This window comes from Paenibacillus sp. FSL H8-0048, assembly GCF_038002825.1.
Classification (GTDB): Bacteria; Bacillota; Bacilli; order Paenibacillales; family Paenibacillaceae; genus Paenibacillus_AQ.
This window is the reverse complement of the sequence record NZ_JBBODF010000001.1, coordinates 637,178-656,255: the sequence shown is the minus strand read 5'-3', so window position 1 is coordinate 656,255 and position 19,078 is coordinate 637,178. Positions and strand designations below refer to the sequence as shown.

The window sequence follows — 19,078 nt, the reverse complement described above, 5'->3', positions numbered from 1 at the left end:
GGGAGGATTCTATGGTGAACAGAAACATGCTCGTGCAGGTCCGTATTGAACGTGCCCGGAGCCGGCTTCACATTCTGGCGGAGAAACATCATGATCTTCAGCATCCTGCGGTCCTTAAGCAATCCATGGTATTGGATGAATTGATTAACCAGTATAATATGAAGGGAGAGCAGCAGAGATTAATAGAGAGCAGGAAATCACTTGAGAACTAGCATACTTTATATTGAAGATAATGAGCGAATCGGCACCTGGGTCAAAGAGGAGCTGGAGCAGCGGGGATATACGGTACAATGGCTGCTGTCCGGTGAGGGAGCCGAGGCTGAGGCCGCGCAGCATGATGTCGTTATTCTGGATATCATGCTGCCGGGCTTAGATGGATTCACTATAGGCAAAAGGCTGAAAAAGGCGGCACCCGCCGTTCCGGTGCTGCTGTTGACCGCCCGGACCTCTGTCGACGATAAGGTGGAGGGACTGCAATTCGCGGATGACTATGTGACTAAGCCTTTCCATACCGATGAATTGGTGGCCAGGCTGGAGGTATTGATCCGCCGCAGCGGAGGAGTCTCCTCAGATCTTATTACACTGGGTACTCATATTGAAGTGGATATGAAGCTCCAGACTCTGTATGACAAGCGCACAGGAGAAGAGATCATATTGACAGGGAAGCAGCATCAGATACTGATGTATTTCCTGCGGCATCCGAATCAGGTTCTGCCGAAGGAACAGCTCTATGAAGCTGTCTGGGAGGAAGCTTATATTCCTGGCGACAAGACTTTGCTGGTACATCTCCACCGGCTGCGGCAGAAGCTGGAGCGTGACCCGGAGACCCCGGAGATTATTGAGACGCTGAAGGGAATCGGCTACCGGGTGAAGCGATGAAGCAGCCCCGCTCCTTATTCCGGCATTTTTTGAAGCTGCACTTTCTGTTCATCCTTCTTCCGCCCCTCACGCTGATGGTCTTCTCATCATTCTTTGGAACTTCCGGGCCAGAGGCAAGGTTCAATACGCTGAATCTGTTTTACATTACAGTCCTTATATTCACTGGCATTATTTTGGCGTTCATTGTTCTATCCTGGCTGTTCTTCTGGAAACTCCGCAAACGTCTGACCCGGTTACAGGATGCTATGTCCGCTACTCCCGCTGCTACCGATTCGTGGCCTGAGCCTGTCCTGATTCAAAAGGACCGCATGGATGAAATAGACCAGTTAGGCGGTTCCTTCAACCGGATGATTCAGCAGCTGGAAGACAGCCGCAGGCGGGAGCAGGAAGAGGCAGCGCTGCGGCAACGGCTTATTGCCAACATGTCCCACGACCTGCGGACACCTCTGACCATCATGCGGGGACATGTCACCCGGCTGAACAAAGAACCTATGAGTGCTGAAGCTCAGAGCTCCTTAGCCGAGATCAACCAGACCATTACCCGGACCGGAGAACTGATGGATGATTTGCTCTCGTATACCTTGCTTACCTCAGGAAAATACCCCTTCGAGCCTGCAACCACAGACATGGGGCGCCTGGTAAGAGCCTCGGTTGCTGCATGGTATCCGGTTTTTGAAGAACATGGCATTCAGGTCGATGTTGATCTGCCCACAGAAGAGAGCTTCCACTGGACGGCAGATCCCAAATGGATGACCCGGGTGCTGGATAATCTGTTTCAGAATATCATCCGCCATGCAGCGGACGGAAAATATGCTTATATCGCTGTCGATGTGCAGGAGGAAAGGATTCTTGTCGCTGACAGAGGCTTAGGCATGGATCATTCCGCATACGGTGGCGGGGCGGGAATAGGGCTGTCGACCGTACATTATATGCTGAATACAATGAGCCTGAAGGCTGAATTCAACTCCAGCGGGCAGGGGACAAGGGTAGTCATTGGGAAAATGTAACCTGAAGTTAACCCGGAAGTAAACGGCCTGCCCACCGGGATGTAACCTTGCATCTGTATACTTAGCACCATAACGAAAGGATGTGTTATGGTTGATTACTATCAATAACTTAGTCAAACGCCGCGGCAAGGAGGAGATTCTATCCGGGATCACCTTCGAAGCGAGACCCGGAAGAGTCACAGGATTCCTCGGGCCGAACGGGGCCGGCAAAAGCTCTACACTCCGCATTCTGCTCGGACTGGATCATGCCACCTCCGGCAGCGCCTTGATTCATGGCAAGCCCTTTGCTGAATTACAGCATCCGCTGCGAACCGTAGGTGCTGCACTGGACGGATCTGGAGCCCATCCGATGCGGAGCGGACGCGCACACCTGCGCTGGATCGCTTGCGCTGCCGGTCTGCCCCGGTCACGTGTCGAAGAGGTGCTGGATATTGTAGGTCTTACCAAGGCGGCAGGCACTAGAGTGACGCGATATTCTCTCGGCATGGGGAGAAGACTGGGGATCGCTGCAGCGTTGCTTGCAGACCCGGAGATTCTGATCCTGGATGAACCCGTGAACGGGCTCGACCCGGAAGGCATCCGCTGGATCCGGACCTTTCTGCGGCAACGTGCAGAGGCCGGGAATACGGTGCTGCTCTCCAGTCATCTTATGGGCGAGCTGGCTGAGACAGTAGACGATGTGGTGATCATTAAGCAGGGGAGAATCGTTGCGGACGGCACACTTGGCGAGGTGACCGGCAGCCACTCCACGCTGGAGCAGGCCTTCTTCGCCCTGACCTCGGGACAAGGTGGTGAGCTGCGATGAGGGCCGTTCATGCGGAATGGTCCAAGCTGTTCTCCCTGCCGGGCATATGGCTGGCCTTCCTAATAGGAGTATTGGGACCTGCGGCATTTACCGCTTTGGACTGTATCGCTGAGAAGGAGGATATTCTGGCTGGTATTAGCAACCGGCTGCCGGAATTAGGGTATCTTGGCTTAGGCTTCGGGGTACAGGGCGTCATTCTTCTGGGGGTGCTGGCGGTCAGCAGTGAGTATGCGGCAGAGAGCAGCGGGGCCGGACACGGGCAGCAGATCAACACAAGCTTAACGGCGGTATCCTCCCGGCTTCAAGTGCTCTTGGCAAAAGCAGCAGCGGTGAGCGTAGTCACCCTTCTGATGTGCATCATGGCTATAGCGGCTATTGTGCCGGTAACACGCCTGATTCTCGGAGAATTCGCCCCGGCCATGGAGTGGACGAGACTGGCCGGAGCCATCGGTTACTGGATATTTACTGCGCTGATCGCCTTCAGCTTCACCGTTCTGACGAAGAACGGCATGATCCCGCTTACAGTGCTTATAATCAATTCATCGCTGGTATCCTTCAGTGTCCTGCTCGCTAAGGTGACGAAGCTGGCCTATTACTTACCGGACAGGGCCGGCATTGATATGTTCATGTCTATGAGCGACGCCTATCACACCCCGCTCGCAGGCGGTCTGGTTATGCTGGCCTGGGCAGCTAGCCTTCTGGCCATCGCAGCGATTGTCTTCCGCAGAAGGGATGTTGGGGTATGAAAATCCCGGCTGGAAGGAAGTTCACAAGAATCCTTGGTGCAGAATGGGTGAAGTTAGTGACCCTGCCTGCGGTATGGCTCATTCTGGCAGGGACATTCGTCGCTCAGTGCGTAGTGACTGCGGCTTATACTTCTGTGGCTCTGCAGGAGGGAGCAGGAACGTATACAATCCTGAATGCAGGACTGGCCTCGCTGCGGTATCTCCAAGCTGGCTTCATGATGCTTGGAATCACAGCCACAGCTTCAGAGTATACAGGAGGACAGATAAGGACAACGCTCACTGCAATCCCCTGGCGCGGGCTGCAATTGTCCGTGAAGCATCTGGCATTGGCTATGATCGCGGTGCCTGCGGCGTTTCTTATGGCCGAATCTGGTGTAATGTATTCCTTAACGATGCTCAGAGACACTTCCGCAGACATTGACCCATACCTGATGGCCGCTAGCCTGGCAGGGGCCACAGGCTATTTAACCTTAACCGCGCTGCTGGGTGCAGCGGCAGGCGCTATTTTGAGAAACACCGCTCCCGCCCTGGTCATCTTACTTGGTTATTATTTCATTGTCAGTCCATTGGCCGGAGCTTATCTGCCCGACTATCTTCCAGATGCCGCAGGTTATCACATGTATGCGCCGCCTTCCGCTGATCCCCATAATACTCTTACACGTGTGCAAGGAACAGGAATATCCATATTATGGACAATATTGTTCCTAACAGCAGCGATAATGTTGCACCGTAAGCGGGAAGCTTAGGATCAGAATTCATCTTTGGATGATGTCGATGATTTGCTTCAAGGCCTTCTTGGCTTCAGGAATAGGGAACACTGGAAACACATGATTCATCTTTGGATACTCATAATAATGGATGTTCACGGAATTCCGGGAGGCGAGCTCTCTGAATTTCCGGGCATCCGGCAGGAAGAATTCATGGGTTCCGATGAACAGCGTAAGGGTTCCCAGATTCGTAAGTTTTCCATAGATCGGACTAACCAGATAGTGCGTCCCCGGAAGATCCCCTGCGTATCTTTTCCCCGCTTCCACTAACGTTTCCCAGTCAAGCATCGGTTCTTTATCCAGCATCATTGCGATTTCAGGGTTGCTTAAGGTAATGTCAAGCCATGGAGACAACAGAATGATGTTACCCGGCTGCGGCAAGCCTGCTTCGGACAGATACTGAGCGAAGGCCAGGGACAGCCCGCCGCCGGCTGAATCGCCCATAATCACGATATTCTCAGGCTTCCCGTTCTCCAGCAGATGCTTATAGACACTCAGAACACTCTGGACCGCATCCATCACCTGATAGTTCGGAGCCTTCGGGTATACGGGCACATAGACTGTACTATTTAAATGCTGAGTGAGCTTGTGCACAAAATGCCAGTGCCACACCAAGGGCTGCTCTATATACCCTCCGCCATGGATAAAGAGAATCTGCTTGGCGTCCGCCTGGGAAGCGGATTTCAGGACATAGGTGTCTACCGGAAAGCGGTGGTCCTGAAAGATCTTATATTTGGACTGGAGCTTCACAGGCAATACATAGGGAAGACTGTTTATCGCTCTGCGCTGCTCCATATACTCGCGGGCATTGATTTTCTTTTTATTCAGGAACAGCAGCCGTTCTACCAAGAAGCTTCGTATACTGCGCATGTTATCGACCTCCTGCCCTTAAGATACCCGATTTGTATCATAAAAGATATTTAATTATAATTAAGTGCTATAAACTAAAATTTAAGGATGGCACAGGCTATGAACATTTCACAGCTACAATATTTGATGTCTGCAGCAAGTCTGGGCTCATTCACTAAGGCAGCAAGCGTGCATCACCTGACAGTACCGACCATTAGCCAATCCATTAAGCAGCTTGAGGATGAGATGGATACCGTTATTTTTCACCGTACCAAAAAAGGAGTTGTCCCCACCAAAGAAGGTGTGCTCATCCTGCAGCATGCGGCAGCTATCCTTAAAAATATTGAATCGATGTACACTGAATTATCCGGCCTTAAAGAAGAACATGTAGAGAGCATCACCATATCAACCATTCCCGGCCTCGTTCACCAGGTGGTTCAGGCCACGCTGGAGCTGATGGTCAAATCCCCGTTTCTGAAGGTGCAGATGATCGAAGGGGATACTGAAAGCGTCATGAAGCATGTGCAGGAGGGGGAGGCGAATATGGGGATACTCTCATACAGCCATGCCCAGCGGAATGCTGTTTTTGAATGGCTGCCACTTGCAGAAGGTACTGCTGTACTAATCGTGAATACCGCTTCTCCCTTGCGCTACTATACAACCATCACCCCGGAGGATTTGAAGAATGAAGTGTTTGTACTCTATAAGGATGAGCATATCGGAAAAATTGCCGGCTATCTGATGTCTGCACATGCGTCGAACCGCATTGCGCTGGTGACCAACAATACGGATGCCTTATGCCAAATGGTTGTCAAAGCCAACGCGATTACCATCGCCCCGGACTTTATAGTGAATGCACTATCCTCAGTTTACCGCGAACACCTGGTTACTATTCCGTTACAGCAGCTTACGCTGGATCAGGCCATTCTGGGAAGAATTACTCTGGCCGGGGAACCGGTTCCAGCGAGGGTTAAAGAATTCACAGCTAAGCTAATAGGTTATGTGGACCCTGGTTCGCCTGCCCCTTAACATCCTGCATTGCAAAAAAACTCTGACTGCATACATGCAGATCAGAGTTTTTGTTTGTTCTCCATTCATATCCTTAGAAGGTTTGGGCAAGATCTTGGGCACGGCGGATGGCAGCTTCTTTAATCTCCTGCGCCTCAGCCGGAACTTGATTATGACCTTCAACGAACAAGCCTTCGAAGGAAGGAACGCCGAAGAAATTCATTATGATTTCAAGATGGCGGTGGCCCATTTCAAGCTCTGCTGTTGGAGATTCAGAGTAGAACCCGCCGCGTGCCTGGATGTGTAGTGCTTTTTTGTCAGTCAACAGCCCTACAGGCCCTTGTTCCGTATATTGGAATGATTTCCCGGCCACCGAAACTGCATCAATATAAGCTTTCATGACAGGCGGGTAAGAGAAGTTCCAGAAAGGCGTTACAAATACATATTTATCAGCCTGGATAAATTGATCCGACAATTCAGCGAGGCGTGTAACCTTAGCCTGCTCCTCAGTGGACAATTCGCTGAAATCTGTGCCTGAACGGAGTTTTCCCCATCCGCTGAATATGTCTGCATCGATATGAGGAATATGCTCTTTATACAAATCTACAGTCACGACTTCGTCCTGCGGATGTGCTTGCTTGTAGGCTTCAATGAACGAGTTGCCGACAGCCATGCTGTAGGACTGTGTTTCATCATGCGGGTGAGCGGTGATGTATAATACTTTTGCCATAATTAGTACCATCCTTTGTATTGTAATTTCATCTTGTAACCATCTTTGTTACATGTCATTATATTAGTTACACGTCGCATATTTGTCAATACGCAATTTTATTTTTACCTTAATGCAGCACATTCATGCGAAGGAACACATTCCGCTTATTAGCAGCTGCTGACCGATAATGTTCACATAGTAAAATTTACCAGATATGCTAAGATGGGAGGGTGTGACATTACATAGCTAAGGGGAGTTCAGATGAGAAAAATTTGGTTGGCCGCACTCGTCATTCTGCTAATGGTGCTGGGGAGTGTGCCAGGCAGCGGTGCAGCCGCGGCGGCAGAGAAGCAGGTGCTGCGCATTGGTATGGATGAATTGCCGGTCCTGCTGGACCCGGCCAGTATTGAGGGCCTAGACCGGGACAAGACAACCGTCATAAATGCACTCTACGAGGGTCTGGTCCGGCTGGACAAGAACGGCAAGCCCGTTCCCGGGATAGCCCAGTCCTGGACAATGGGAACGGACGGCAAGACTTACACCTTCAAGCTGCGTTCGAATGCCAAATGGAGCAATGGCAAGAAGCTGACGGCTGCCGACTTTATATGGGCCTGGAAGAAGGCGCTCACACCGGGGCTGAAGTCCGGGAATATATTCAGAATGTACTATGTAGCCGGGGCAGAGAGCTATCATACCGGCAAGCTGAAGGATTTTGCCAAGGTTGGGGTAAAAGCCATCAACGACAATACCCTCCAGGTTACACTCAAGGGCAAATATGCTTATTTCCCTACACTCCTGGCAGAGCCGGAATATTATCCGGTATCGCAGGAGGCAAAGGAAGCGGCAAGCATCTCGAATGGACCTTTTCAACTGCAAGCACGGACCAATACAGAGATTAAGCTGGTTATGAATCCTCATTACTACGACACTGCGTCCATCCGTCTGAGCGAGGTTGATCTGCTGTCTCCCCTGGGACTGAATTCGGAGAATGCGACAGCGGCCTTCGTCAACGGACAGGTGGATTGGGCGGGCGGCGGCAATACCCTGCTGGATTATAAATACAAGGATACAGTAGCAGCCAGTTACTTCTTGCAAGCCCCTTATGCCTCCACCTACTATTATCAGTTCAATGTGGGGCAGAAGCCCTTCAGCAACATCAATATCCGCAAGGCGCTATCCCTGGCCGTGGACCGGAAAGCTTTGAAAATGGCCATACCCGCTTACGGATTCGTACCCTCGCCTATCTTCGGCTCCAGAGCACAGTATCGTACAGAGGTTAGCGATGCAGCCTACTATAGGGAGAATCTGAGCAAAGCCAAGGAGCTGCTGGACAAAGGACTGGGGCAAGAGGGGCTGAGTGAGCTGCCGCCATTCACGGTCCTTGTCAATGAGGGGGACGACCATGCTGCGTTGGTGAAAAGGCTCGTCAAGCAATGGAATGATAAGCTCGGCGTAACCGCCACCATTAAGGTGCAGAGCTGGCAGACTGTCCTGGCCAACCGGCAAAGCGGCAGCTTCCAGATAGCCCGCGCTGGCTGGTCCGCAGATTACAACGATCCTTCCACGTTCCTGAATTACTTCCGTTCGGACAGCGCCGACAACGACTCCGGCTGGTCGAATAAGCGGTATGATGAATTCGTTAAGCAGGCTGAGCAGACCTTCGACTCCACGAAGCGGATTCAGCTCTACGCCAAGGCAGAGCAGCTGCTGATGAGCGAAGCGGTCATGCTTCCGGTGTATAACTATGTAGCCGATATTCTCCGCAATCCCCGGATTGCCGGTGTGTACATCGATTATGACGGCTCCATTGCCTTCAGCCGGGGATATTGGAAGTAATTCTGTAATCATTCATATTGTTAGTCAGAAGCCAGCGATTCCTAGCGGACGCTGGCCTATTTGGTTGTTTGGGAAATCCTGCAAAAAGTGCAACAATCCTGCCCCGTAGAAGCGGTCTATGCTGAAATCCTGCACAAAATGCAACAAATCCAGCGCTAACTTGCTCTAAATACTGAAATTCGTGCAAATAATGCAACAATGTAGCGTAGCCCGTAACCTTTTCGGTAGGAAATCTGCCAAAAGTGCAACAATCCTGCTCATTACATGCGGCCGGTGAGAGAAGGCACCCGCATCCTTCACCCGTCGGGTGAATTTGTTCCGTATTAATCCTAACAAGAATTCTATAATCTGACAGGTGATTATCTATTATTAGACAGGTTAACTTCATTTCCCCTGTCCGGTATGCTTACATAAGCTGCGCTCTTTGAAGGAGGTTTTGCGGCTTATGAATCCGACCCGTACGTTGATTAAGGAGATATTGTCTAATAGTAAGGGAATCCTTGTTATGATTCTATTCTTCAATATAGTAGCCGCATTTGTCTCGACGCTTCAGCCCCGCCTGTTCAAAGATCTGTTCGATGACATTCTGCCAGGCAAGCAGATCGGTACGGCTGCATTCTACATGCTTTTGCTAATTCTTATTCCCGTGGTTTACGCCGCCTTGAACAGCCTCACCTCTTATTACAATAATGAGCTGGGCAACCATTTATCCAAGAATCTGCGCTTGCGGCTGTTCACTGACATACTCCAGACCCGGCCAAGAAACATGGACAGTATCGGCAAAGGGGAGATCATTAACCGGATCACCTTACAGGTGGGGATGCTGTGTGAAATTTTTGTGGTAGACACCCTGATGTCCTTGGTATCGAATGCTATTCTGCTGATCGCAACCCTGTGGATCATGTTCTCCATGAGTGCAGAGCTTACGCTCGCGGCCATCCTTTCGTTTCCTTTGTGTATGTATGGCTTCAGACGTTTCAGGAGCAAGACTCAGCGGCTGGATAAGGAATACTATTGCCTTTTGGAGAAGGGCATCCATTATTTGAATGATTTCTTCGCGAATTTGAAGGCGGTTCACCGATGTAACGGGCATCAGGCAGAGCAGCAGCGGTGGAGCGACTGGAATGACGAGATATGGAAGAACTCCAGACAGTCCAGGCTATTTCATCATGTGGTGTTGAACCTGGTCGCGGATACGGTCATTTCCATCATTACGGGCATCATTTACGGCTATAGTCTGTTCCTGATTCTAAAAGGGCGCATCTCACCAGGCACATTGCTGGCCTTCATTATAATCCTTCCAAGGCTGTATAGCATTTTCAAGTCGCTGTTTACGCTGAACATTGATAGGAGCCGCATGAAGGTTATTATTAATAACCTGAATGACATCCTTGAACTGGAGAAAATCTCATCAGGAGCTACAACTCCCGACTATCACCGTGTCCCCCTCCTGCAAATGAGGAATGTCTCGTACCGTTACGCCTCGTCAGATTCTTTTGGGATCACCGGCTTAACTCTGGACGTTCAGCCCGGAGCCTTCGTGGGAATTGTTGGATTAAGCGGCTCAGGGAAATCTACGATATTCGAGCTGATCCACAGGTTCATAGAGCCGGATGAAGGGGAGATCTGCCTGGACGGGGTTCCGATCCAAGAACTGGACATACATGAACTAAGACGATATGTCGGCTATTCCCCCCAGAAGGGAGTGTTATGGAACAAGTCCATTCTTGACAACATCATTTATCCTCTACAAAAGGAAGAAATGAATGAAGCAGCCTGGATCAAATTCAATGCTGCTGTTAACCTTGCCCATGTGAATTCATTGGTACAAGCTATGCCTGAAGGGTATGACAAGCAGGTGGAGAACCATGGAGACAATCTCTCCGGCGGCGAGGTCCAGCGGATTCTATTAGCACGGGCATTCATGGGTGAACCCCGGATTCTCATGCTGGATGAATACACCTCGGCCCTGGACGCCTTGACGGAGAGTGACCTGAACGATACCTTGCTGAGCCTGAAGGGAAAGCAGACAATTCTGGTAATTGCACACCGGCTGTCCACCGTGAAGAATGCAGATGTCATCCTGGTCATGGATCAGGGCCGCATTGTTGAGCAGGGCAGTCCAGCCGAATTACTGGCCCAACAGGGAATGTATTATAGGATGGTGGAGAAGCAGAGAATTTAGCGCTTCAGCAGAATAACCCAGCCTTAGGCCGCCCTCAATTATCACCTTTTGGTGACTATATCACAAAAAAGTGGGTACTGTTTTTCTTGTAACTTTTCCCCCATACTAGCGTTCATAGGAACTACAAACCATAAAAGGAGTGTATAATAGTATGGGTAGATTTGACGGGAAGGTAGCAGTTGTAACCGGAGGAACAAGCGGCATCGGGCTTGCGGCGGCACGACAGTTTGTGCAAGAAGGGGCTTATGTTTTTATCACAGGACGCAGACAACGGGAGTTGGATGAAGCCGTACAGCAGATCGGTAAGAATGTTACAGGCGTTCAGGGTGACGTCTCAAAGCTGGAGGATCTGGATAACTTATTCGACACTGTACAGCGGGAAAAGGGGCACCTGGACATTCTTTTTGCCAATGCCGGACTAGGGTCATTCCTGCCGTTAGGCGAAATTACGGAAGCCCACTACTACAAGACTTTTGATGTTAACGTCAAAGGAACGATTTTCACCGTACAAAAGGCATTATCCTTATTCCCTAACCAAAAAGGTTCCATTATCCTGACAGGCTCAACTGCCGGTTCAACAGGGATACCCGCATTCAGTATCTATGGCGCATCCAAAGCAGCGATTCGTCAGCTCGTCCGCAACTGGATTCTGGATACGAAAGGGACAGAGATTCGGATGAATGTCCTGAGTCCGGGTTCAGTCGTCACACCGGCGTACGATGAACTGTTTGGCTCCGAACTTGACAATTACCTGGAACAGGCCAAAACAGATATCCCGCTCGGCAGAGTTGGACAGGTAGAAGAGATCGCAAATGCGGTCATGTTCCTGGCCTCTAATGAGAGCAGTTATTTGAACGGCATTGAATTATTCGCAGACGGAGGAGTGGCTCAAATCTAAATCAGCTTAACGTTTGTGCATCAACTCGGGAGATGATGGATTGTTATGAAAATCTTTCACTGTGAACTGGAAGTTACACTAGAGGTGATCGGAGGGAAGTGGAAGGGGCTTGTTCTGTACTATTTAATCAAAGGACCGAAGCGGACAGGGGAGCTTAAGCGGCTTGTTCATAATATCTCGCAAAAGATGCTGATCCAAACGCTCCGGGAACTGGAGACAGACGGATTAATCCGCAGAACCATGTACAATCAAGTACCGCCTAAGGTGGTATACTCAACGACAGAGCTGGGCCAGTCCCTCGAACCGGTTTTGAAACTGCTTTGTAACTGGGGAGAGAATTACGCAGAACAATCCTACGCTCCTGGGGAGATTGAGATTTTAAATTTAGATTGATGCGGTAAAAAGCATAGTTCTAACCCGGGGAGCCTGCTGCCAGCAGGCTTCTTCTGCGTATCCGCCGCTATGTTGACCTTCGGTAGATTTGTAGTACAATGTCTGCAACCCTGTTAACTTAGAGGTAACTTCATTCAGCCGCATACATCAGAGGAGGAGACATAATGACAGCAATAGACTACGCTAACCTATCCAAAGAAGGACAATGGGGTGACCAGGGAGACGGTACCTATGTCAATCCCGTCATGCCCGGAGATTATTGTGATCCGGATGTGATACGAGTTGGCGAAGACTACTACTGTATCTCTTCCACACTACACTGCTCTCCGGGGATGGCGGTATTGCACTCCAAAGATTTGGTGAATTGGAACGTAATCAGTCATGTGGTAGATGATTTGACGGTGATCGGGCCGGAATACCGGTATGACCGGATGAACCGCTATGGCAGAGGGGTGTGGGCAGGGGCAATCCGCTTCCATCTCAATAAGTACTGGGTGTATTTCTTCACACCGGACGAAGGCTTATTCCTGAGTACAGCTGAGCATCCGGCCGGGCCCTGGGAACCGCTTCACTGCATGTGGGAGGTAGCCGGCTGGGATGACTGCTGTCCCTTCTGGGATGATGACGGCCAAGGGTATATGGTAGCCACGAATTTTGCAGACAACTATCAGATCTATCTGTTCAATCTTAGTAACGACGGAAGAAGTCTGCTACAGGACAGCGGCGTAGTGGTGCATCAGTTCAATGGAAGCGAGGCCAGTAAGCTCTACAAGATCAACGGATTGTACTTCCTGTTCCACAGTGAGGTCCGGCGGGAGAAGGGGCAGGACGTGCGGGTAGTGATGATGCTGCGGTCTGAACACCTGTACGGACCCTATGAGGAAAAAGAACTCATTCATACCCACGGAGTGGAACTTGACCGGGAACCGAATCAAGGCGGACTGGTAGAAACCCCGGCGGGCGAGTGGTATTTCATCAGTCATCAAGGGGCGGGCGGCTATTTCGAAGGCAGAACCCTGCATCTGCTTCCGGTGTCCTGGGTGGATGGCTGGCCAATCATCGGTGAAGATACAGACGGTGACGGGATCGGAGAGATGGTGTGGGGCGGAATGAAGCCTGTTAACGGCTATCCCGCAGCGGCCTTGACCATGAATGATGATTTCGATCACCCCGCACTTCAGCCATACTGGGAATGGAATCATCAGCCCAAGGCGGATAAGTGGTCCTTGACGGAGAGAGCCGGATATTTGCGCTTGTATGCCTGTCTGCCCTCCGCGAAGAACGATTTCTTCAAGGTCAGTAATACCCTTTCCCAGCGCGCCTATCGGGTGAAACATAATGTAGTCACAGCTAAGTTTGATTTGAGCGGATTGGCAGACGACCAGGAAGCGGGATTATGCCATTTTGGGCAGACCTATTGTACGATTGGTATTCATCAGCAGCAGGGAACCCGTGTCCTAAGATATAACAACTCCGGCGTTATCCGGTTAGGGCCATCTATCGATACACGGGAAATATGGTTCAGATCCGTTTGGAACTTGAAGGGTGAGAGCACCTGCGCATACAGTCTGGATGGGGAGCAATTCATAAGCTTCGGGGATACGTACCGACTGGGGTGGGGCCACTATCGGGGCGACCGGGTGGGCGTATACAGCTTCAACCATGAGCGCGAAGAAGGTTATATGGATGTAGCATACTTTAATTACGAGTCTGGGGACAACAGCGGCCGGAAGCCCAAAACTTCTCTGGAGTCACGGTAATCCCATACTGAGGAATTTTTCTATGGGAGCTTTTGTTTGAACTTTAGTTTGGAAAATTCAGGATGTCAAATGGGCAGAGGACTAGTATAATAGATGCATACGGATTCCAAGGAGGAGGTGGTTGTATGAGTGCAGGCGATATTAGCGACATTAGCGGCATTACTCCGATGTTCCAATTGAATATGAAAAGGAGAGGCTTTCATGAGCTACAACCCCGAAATCCCAAGAACCCGTTATGACAACTATGGTGACCGTGAATGGACACGGCTTACGAAGGATGGTCCAGGCGAGCTTTTGTATCAGGTGCATTTGGACATTCTACAGCGTTACATCAAGCCTGGGGACCAAGTGTTGGAGATTGGCGCAGGTTCAGGCAGGTACACCAAAGATCTGGCTACCATGTGTGCTGAATTAACTGTTGCTGATCTGTCCAGCCATCAGATTGACTTCAATAAGTCCAAAATGCTGGAGCTGTCTCTATACGACAGAATCAAGGCTTACCATGTGTTAGATGTACTGGACATGAGTGTGTTTGCAGATGCTTCGTTCGACGTTGTGGTATGTATTGGCGGTGTCATCAATTATCTCTTGGACAGAGAGGCGGATGGTATCCGGGAGCTGCTGAGAGTACTTAAGCCGGGCGGCCTACTGATTGTCGGGTCGATGAGCTTCATCGGCGCTTCCATGTATTATCTGGACGGCATCCGCTATGAGAAAGACCAGTTCGGGATCGAGGCGACAAGATGGATCATGAATACGGGGATTCAAGATGAAGAGCATTACCCCGTGCCCAGTAAGCATTACGTCCACATGATGAGGAGCTCTGAATTGGATGCTTTATTTGCCGGATTTCCGGTTAATGTTCTGGAAAGGAGCTCTGCCGGACTATATACGCAAGCCGGAGACGCTGCCTTGGAGAATGCCCGGGCTGACCAGGAATTCTGGAAGCTGCTTGTCGAACATGAAATCGCGTTCACCAAACTGCCGGGCACGCTGGATTGTGGAATGAATCTTATCTATGTGGTGCGTAAGCTATAAGCCTATGGCTTCATAATTATGCCTAATCAAAATCCCGTCTGCCACAAACAGGCGGGACTTTTTATATCCGAAGGAACGGGGGATTACGGGAATGGGAGTATGGACTAGCTCAATGAATGGTGCACCTTGGACAAAAGGTAAAATGGATCAAGCGGTGAAGCAACTGCGCGAGCGTGCGCTTATTTCGTATGTCTTCGATGTGGACAAGCCTCAGGATCTGCTGGACTTAGATCAGCATGTATTTGCGGAACGCCCGGATCTGGTCTTGTCAATTAGCCAAGCGGACACGAAAGGACGATATACCAAGGAATTACTGCAGACCATTGCGGAGTTAAAACATATCACAGCCCTGCAGCTCAACCTGTATCATAGTGTGGATCTGAACGTGCTTGGCAAGCTGGAGCGGCTGCAGTTTCTATCCATTATGGCCAAAAAGCCGGTAGACCTCAGCTTCATCTCCAGCTTCAAGCAGCTGCAATATCTCTCCCTCCATGGACAATTTAAGGACTTAACACCGATAGGCGATGCTTCCAGCCTGGATACCTTAATCTTGCGGACTACGATTCATGAGTTGGAATTTATCCGCCGGTTGCCGAAGCTGCTGTGCCTCTTCATTCACGACTCCATTTTGAAAGGGTCACTGGATGCGCTTGCAGACTCTAGAGTCCCCATGCTGAGTCTGGCGGCTATCCGTAACTTAACTGAGCTAGATGTCCTGGAGTCTATGAGCAATCTTGCATACCTACACTTATCCTTGGCGAAGGTGGAGGGTTTGTGTGACTTCTCTAATATGCCGGGGCTTATACAGCTTGAACTCGATAACATGAAATCCCTGGAAGATATTTCCCCTTTATGGACCGCAACACAGCTGGAAATGCTGGGGCTCCGGGAGATTTCTGCTGCCGTGACAGCGAAGGAGTTAGAGCCTTTAACCGCGATGGAGCACCTGAAACAGGTGGACTTCCAGTTCCTTGATTTCAAAAAAGGAAGGATCGCAGCCTTACGTGAAACGTTTGCCCAGGCAGGCAAGAGCCACCTATTGTATGAGAATATCGCCGAAGCCCAGCGGATCAAGCCCATGTCGTTAGTGCATCTGCGCAAGCATATAGGATAAGTTCAATAATACAAAAGATCGGAGTGATCACGGTGATTGATTTAGTACAACTCCAGAAGCGAGTGTACCAGAATAAGATCGAGAAGGGGTTCAATGTTACTGATATTTATCAGGAATTCTGCCTGACTCACGGCGAATTATCTGAAGCCTGCGATGCTTACCGGAAGAAGAAGGGCGATCTCGGTGAAGAATTAGCGGACGTTGCCATCTAACTGATTGGACTGGCGGAGATTCTGGGGGTTAATCTGGAAGAAGAGATCATGAACAAAATCGTCAAAAATGAAAACAGAGTCTATGAGAATAGGGATGGAGTGCTTGTGAAGGTCGAGGATAATCTAAAAGGAGTGCATTTATGAAGTACTATAAGAAATTAACCGGAAAGAAGTGTTACTTAAGCACAGTGGCTACTGACGATGCAGAAGCTTGGACACGCTGGTTCAATGATCTGGAGGTAACCGCCCCGCTTGGAAATGAAGCCTATCTGCTAACATCTCTGGATAAGGAGCGTGAAGGAATAGAGCATGTACTCAAGTCTGGAACGCATATGTTCAGCATTGTGGATCTGGAGAGCGACATGGCCATTGGACGCTGCCTGCTGTTTGATGTTAATCTTGTCGACCGGAATGCCATGGCAGGTATTTTTATCGGCGATAAGGAGTTTTGGGGAAAAGGCTTCGGCTCAGACGCTATGAGGCTGCTGGTCGATTACGGATTCAATCTGCTGAATTTGAATAACATTATGCTGGGGACGTTCGCCTTCAATCAAAGAGCAATTCAGTGCTATAAGAAGGTCGGATTCAAAGAGATTGGAAGAAGAAGACAGGCCCGTATTATCGGAGGCGTAAAATATGATGCGATTCTGATGGATATGCTGGCCGAGGAGTTCGAATCGGTATTCGTGAAGCCGATTGTCACAGGCTCGCAGGTTAGTCAATAGGGTAGCTGGACAAGACAAAACACACCGCTGAGACACCTGGCGGTGTGTTTTGTCTTGTACCGGCATCCAAAGCTGATTCAGTCTTCTTGATTTATCTATTACCCAATAAGGTTAATGAATGACATCCTTTCGGTGAACTTAGTGCATAAGCACCCCGATAGTATGGAAAAACTTATATGGTGCAGATAAACAGCATGATTAGATTTCTCAGGAGGTTAGTATGATGACAACTCAGGACCCGAAGGAGCTTTTGAAGCTGAAGCATGAGCAGGATGATGAGAAGAGACAGTTCACTAACTTTGCCCGGGCTGTATCCGAAGACGGGGAAGTAGAAGCAGGTCAGGAATTCAGTCACGACCGGCTGCCTGACGACCAGAACCGGATGAAATCGGTGGAGAATAGACAGAACTGAGCAGAACCCTGACGGACAAGAACAATGGATGGACCCTCAGGAAGCCTTTGATGCGTTTCCTGAGGTTTTTTGGTTTGTTGCTTGAAATACTACATACATTACACATGGAGGTTCATTTAATGGTTTTTATCATCTCAATTACTATCGTAGCGATTTTTGCAATCTGGGGAGCAGTGGCGCCTGACCAGATGGCCAGTACTGCAAATGCCGCGTACTCTTTCTCCATTCATAATTTCGGCTGGTTTTATTTACTGGCGACTCTGTTTTTCCTGATCTTCACCTTCTATTTAGCCTTTAGCCGGTTTGGCAGCATCCGTCTGGGAGACGATGATGATGAACCCGAATATTCCACGGTCTCCTGGCTGTCGATGTTATTCAGTGCAGGGATGGGGATCGGGCTTGTCTACTGGGGAGTCGCTGAGCCGCTGTCCCATTATTTATCTCCGCCAGAGGGCGTAGCGGGAGGGACGACAGAAGCCGCACGGATCTCCATGCGGTATTCTTTTTTCCATTGGGGACTGCATCCATGGGCGATCTATGCTGTCATCGGCTTGACGCTTGCTTATTTCCAGTTCCGCAAAGGTTACAAAGGCTTGATCAGCTCAGCTTTTATCCCTTTACTGGGAGAGAAGCTCGTTTCCGGCTGGCTGGGCAAGACCATCGATATTTTGGCAGTGATTGCCACGATATTTGGAGTAGCGACTTCGCTGGGTCTCGGAGCTCTGCAGATTAACGGAGGGCTGCATTATTTATTCGGGCTTCCGAACACCGTAGCAGCTCAGATTGTTATTATCGCAATAGTGACCGTGCTGTTCCTCATTTCTGCTACCAGCGGTCTGGACAAGGGGATCAAAATCCTCAGCAACACCAATCTGGTAATCGCCGTTCTGCTGATGCTGTTCGTATGGATAACGGGTCCGACCTCGTTTATCTTCGAGACCTTTACCACCACATTAGGCAGCTATCTGCAAAACATCGTCAATATGAGCTTGAGATTAACGCCTTTTTCCAAGGGAACCTGGGTAGGGGCCTGGACCTTGTTCTATTGGGCCTGGTGGATTGCCTGGGCGCCCTTTGTCGGAACGTTCATTGCCAGGGTATCGAAAGGAAGAACTATTAAGGAGTTTGTCATTTGCGTCCTGATTATACCGAGCCTGTTTGGTTTTGTCTGGTTCTCCGTATTTGGCGGGACAGGCCTGCAACTGGAATTGTTCGATGCTGCCGAGCTGGCCACAGCCGTTAAACAAGATACGACGACCGCTCTGTTTGTCATGCTGGAGCATCTGCCGTTAGGCACCATAGTATCGTTTATAGCTACCATCCTGATTATGATCTTCTTCATTACTTCAGCCGATTCGGCTACTTTTGTACTAGGGATGCTAACCACAGACGGCAAACTCAATCCCAGTGCAAGAGTCAAGCTAACCTGGGGCATTCTGCAGTCCTCCATCGCTGTAGTGCTGCTGATTAGCGGCGGATTAAGCGGCCTGCAGACCGCTTCCATTGCAGCAGCTTTACCTTTTGCCATTGTGCTGATCGGCATGTGCTTCTCCCTGCTTAAGGCTCTTAAGGAGGAGGACAAAGAGCGCCGTCAACGGGAAAAGCGCCAACGCCAGAAGCTGAAGCGGCTACTAGAGGAACATGAAGCGGCTCAGCCTAATGTGGATTCCATTTGATCATTCTTTTGTGAAACATTAGTTAAAAAAGTTCTCTACCCTCCATCCTCCAAGAG

The 19,078-nt window shown here is 49.9% G+C and carries 20 protein-coding genes; 18 read left to right on the top strand and 2 right to left on the bottom strand.

Going from position 1 to position 19,078, the window contains the following annotated elements:
* Window positions 1–11: 11 nt before the first annotated feature.
* The 6 genes from NSU18_RS03100 to NSU18_RS03075 all read left to right on the top strand — a co-directional run bounded on the left by NSU18_RS03100 (window position 12) and on the right by NSU18_RS03075 (window position 4,183).
* A complete protein-coding gene (locus NSU18_RS03100; protein WP_341022040.1) occupies window positions 12–212 on the top strand; it encodes an aspartyl-phosphate phosphatase Spo0E family protein in 201 nt (66 codons plus the stop codon).
* A complete protein-coding gene (locus NSU18_RS03095) occupies window positions 202–879 on the top strand; it encodes a response regulator transcription factor (protein ID WP_341022041.1) in 678 nt (225 codons plus the stop codon). The genes NSU18_RS03100 and NSU18_RS03095 overlap by 11 nt, the downstream gene beginning before the upstream one ends.
* Window positions 876–1,886: a HAMP domain-containing sensor histidine kinase gene (locus NSU18_RS03090; RefSeq protein ID WP_341148177.1), complete on the top strand. Its 1,011-nt coding sequence runs from the start codon at window positions 876–878 to the stop codon at window positions 1,884–1,886. The genes NSU18_RS03095 and NSU18_RS03090 overlap by 4 nt, the downstream gene beginning before the upstream one ends.
* A gap of 91 nt (window positions 1,887–1,977) precedes the next feature.
* On the top strand, window positions 1,978–2,691 hold the full coding sequence (locus NSU18_RS03085; RefSeq protein WP_341148176.1) for an ABC transporter ATP-binding protein: 714 nt from the start codon (window positions 1,978–1,980) through the stop codon (window positions 2,689–2,691).
* Window positions 2,688–3,437: an ABC transporter permease gene (locus NSU18_RS03080; RefSeq protein ID WP_341148175.1), complete on the top strand. Its 750-nt coding sequence runs from the start codon at window positions 2,688–2,690 to the stop codon at window positions 3,435–3,437. The genes NSU18_RS03085 and NSU18_RS03080 overlap by 4 nt, the downstream gene beginning before the upstream one ends.
* The gene (locus tag NSU18_RS03075) at window positions 3,434–4,183 is read left to right on the top strand and encodes an ABC transporter permease (protein WP_341148174.1); all 750 of its coding nucleotides are present in this window, start codon (window positions 3,434–3,436) and stop codon (window positions 4,181–4,183) included. Before NSU18_RS03080 ends, NSU18_RS03075 begins: the two co-directional genes overlap by 4 nt.
* A 9-nt stretch (window positions 4,184–4,192) precedes the next feature.
* Here the strand turns inward: NSU18_RS03075 and NSU18_RS03070 are convergent, their stop codons facing one another.
* Entirely contained in the window at window positions 4,193–5,074 is an 882-nt protein-coding gene (locus tag NSU18_RS03070) for an alpha/beta hydrolase (RefSeq protein ID WP_341148173.1), read from the bottom strand.
* 99 nt (window positions 5,075–5,173) lie between these two features.
* Between NSU18_RS03070 and NSU18_RS03065 the strand changes: the two genes are divergently transcribed.
* Window positions 5,174–6,082, top strand: coding sequence for a LysR family transcriptional regulator (locus tag NSU18_RS03065; protein ID WP_341148172.1), 909 nt, complete (start codon window positions 5,174–5,176; stop codon window positions 6,080–6,082).
* A 73-nt stretch (window positions 6,083–6,155) separates the two neighbouring features.
* Here the strand turns inward: NSU18_RS03065 and NSU18_RS03060 are convergent, their stop codons facing one another.
* Window positions 6,156–6,791: an FMN-dependent NADH-azoreductase gene (locus NSU18_RS03060; RefSeq protein WP_341148171.1), complete on the bottom strand. Its 636-nt coding sequence runs from the start codon at window positions 6,789–6,791 to the stop codon at window positions 6,156–6,158.
* Window positions 6,792–7,034: 243 nt separating this feature from the next.
* On the opposite strand from NSU18_RS03060, the gene NSU18_RS03055 reads away from it, so the two are divergent.
* The 11 genes from NSU18_RS03055 (at window position 7,035) to NSU18_RS03005 (ending at window position 19,022) form a co-directional block, all read left to right on the top strand.
* Window positions 7,035–8,609 (top strand): peptide ABC transporter substrate-binding protein, encoded by a 1,575-nt coding sequence (locus NSU18_RS03055; RefSeq protein WP_341148170.1) that lies wholly within the window; start codon window positions 7,035–7,037, stop codon window positions 8,607–8,609.
* A gap of 445 nt (window positions 8,610–9,054) precedes the next feature.
* Window positions 9,055–10,794, top strand: coding sequence for an ABC transporter ATP-binding protein (locus NSU18_RS03050; protein ID WP_341148169.1), 1,740 nt, complete (start codon window positions 9,055–9,057; stop codon window positions 10,792–10,794).
* A gap of 151 nt (window positions 10,795–10,945) precedes the next feature.
* Window positions 10,946–11,692, top strand: coding sequence for an SDR family NAD(P)-dependent oxidoreductase (locus NSU18_RS03045; protein ID WP_341022054.1), 747 nt, complete (start codon window positions 10,946–10,948; stop codon window positions 11,690–11,692).
* Between the two features lie 45 nt (window positions 11,693–11,737).
* Entirely contained in the window at window positions 11,738–12,085 is a 348-nt protein-coding gene (locus NSU18_RS03040; protein WP_341022055.1) for a winged helix-turn-helix transcriptional regulator, read from the top strand.
* A 164-nt stretch (window positions 12,086–12,249) separates the two neighbouring features.
* Window positions 12,250–13,845: a glycoside hydrolase family 43 protein gene (locus NSU18_RS03035; protein WP_341148168.1), complete on the top strand. Its 1,596-nt coding sequence runs from the start codon at window positions 12,250–12,252 to the stop codon at window positions 13,843–13,845.
* 201 nt (window positions 13,846–14,046) lie between these two features.
* Window positions 14,047–14,883: a class I SAM-dependent methyltransferase gene (locus NSU18_RS03030; protein WP_341022058.1), complete on the top strand. Its 837-nt coding sequence runs from the start codon at window positions 14,047–14,049 to the stop codon at window positions 14,881–14,883.
* 91 nt (window positions 14,884–14,974) lie between these two features.
* Window positions 14,975–15,997, top strand: a complete 1,023-nt coding sequence (locus NSU18_RS03025; protein WP_341148167.1) for a hypothetical protein — start codon at window positions 14,975–14,977, stop codon at window positions 15,995–15,997.
* 32 nt (window positions 15,998–16,029) lie between these two features.
* Window positions 16,030–16,209, top strand: coding sequence for a hypothetical protein (locus NSU18_RS03020; RefSeq protein WP_341148166.1), 180 nt, complete (start codon window positions 16,030–16,032; stop codon window positions 16,207–16,209).
* Between the two features lie 140 nt (window positions 16,210–16,349).
* Complete coding sequence (locus NSU18_RS03015; protein WP_341148165.1) at window positions 16,350–16,934, top strand: GNAT family N-acetyltransferase; 585 nt, start codon at window positions 16,350–16,352, stop codon at window positions 16,932–16,934.
* A 220-nt stretch (window positions 16,935–17,154) separates the two neighbouring features.
* Window positions 17,155–17,346 carry a hypothetical protein gene (locus NSU18_RS03010; protein WP_341022064.1) on the top strand — a complete coding sequence of 64 codons (192 nt, stop codon included), beginning with the start codon at window positions 17,155–17,157 and terminating at the stop codon, window positions 17,344–17,346.
* A gap of 119 nt (window positions 17,347–17,465) precedes the next feature.
* Window positions 17,466–19,022 (top strand): glycine betaine uptake BCCT transporter, encoded by a 1,557-nt coding sequence (locus NSU18_RS03005; RefSeq protein WP_341148164.1) that lies wholly within the window; start codon window positions 17,466–17,468, stop codon window positions 19,020–19,022.
* The last annotated feature ends 56 nt before the right edge of the window (window positions 19,023–19,078 follow it).

What these genes read in the sequence shown, in the direction of transcription:
- NSU18_RS03100 (WP_341022040.1), top strand. Translation starts at nt 12, where the DNA reads ATGGTGAACAGAAACATGCTCGTGCAGGTCCGTATTGAACGTGCCCGG.
- NSU18_RS03090 (WP_341148177.1), top strand. Translation starts at nt 876, where the DNA reads ATGAAGCAGCCCCGCTCCTTATTCCGGCATTTTTTGAAGCTGCACTTT.
- NSU18_RS03080 (WP_341148175.1), top strand. Translation starts at nt 2,688, where the DNA reads ATGAGGGCCGTTCATGCGGAATGGTCCAAGCTGTTCTCCCTGCCGGGC.
- NSU18_RS03075 (WP_341148174.1), top strand. Translation starts at nt 3,434, where the DNA reads ATGAAAATCCCGGCTGGAAGGAAGTTCACAAGAATCCTTGGTGCAGAA.
- NSU18_RS03070 (WP_341148173.1), bottom strand. Translation starts at nt 5,074, where the DNA reads ATGCGCAGTATACGAAGCTTCTTGGTAGAACGGCTGCTGTTCCTGAAT.
- NSU18_RS03065 (WP_341148172.1), top strand. Translation starts at nt 5,174, where the DNA reads ATGAACATTTCACAGCTACAATATTTGATGTCTGCAGCAAGTCTGGGC.
- NSU18_RS03060 (WP_341148171.1), bottom strand. Translation starts at nt 6,791, where the DNA reads ATGGCAAAAGTATTATACATCACCGCTCACCCGCATGATGAAACACAG.
- NSU18_RS03055 (WP_341148170.1), top strand. Translation starts at nt 7,035, where the DNA reads ATGAGAAAAATTTGGTTGGCCGCACTCGTCATTCTGCTAATGGTGCTG.
- NSU18_RS03050 (WP_341148169.1), top strand. Translation starts at nt 9,055, where the DNA reads ATGAATCCGACCCGTACGTTGATTAAGGAGATATTGTCTAATAGTAAG.
- NSU18_RS03045 (WP_341022054.1), top strand. Translation starts at nt 10,946, where the DNA reads ATGGGTAGATTTGACGGGAAGGTAGCAGTTGTAACCGGAGGAACAAGC.
- NSU18_RS03040 (WP_341022055.1), top strand. Translation starts at nt 11,738, where the DNA reads ATGAAAATCTTTCACTGTGAACTGGAAGTTACACTAGAGGTGATCGGA.
- NSU18_RS03035 (WP_341148168.1), top strand. Translation starts at nt 12,250, where the DNA reads ATGACAGCAATAGACTACGCTAACCTATCCAAAGAAGGACAATGGGGT.
- NSU18_RS03030 (WP_341022058.1), top strand. Translation starts at nt 14,047, where the DNA reads ATGAGCTACAACCCCGAAATCCCAAGAACCCGTTATGACAACTATGGT.
- NSU18_RS03025 (WP_341148167.1), top strand. Translation starts at nt 14,975, where the DNA reads ATGGGAGTATGGACTAGCTCAATGAATGGTGCACCTTGGACAAAAGGT.
- NSU18_RS03015 (WP_341148165.1), top strand. Translation starts at nt 16,350, where the DNA reads ATGAAGTACTATAAGAAATTAACCGGAAAGAAGTGTTACTTAAGCACA.
- NSU18_RS03010 (WP_341022064.1), top strand. Translation starts at nt 17,155, where the DNA reads ATGATGACAACTCAGGACCCGAAGGAGCTTTTGAAGCTGAAGCATGAG.
- NSU18_RS03005 (WP_341148164.1), top strand. Translation starts at nt 17,466, where the DNA reads ATGGTTTTTATCATCTCAATTACTATCGTAGCGATTTTTGCAATCTGG.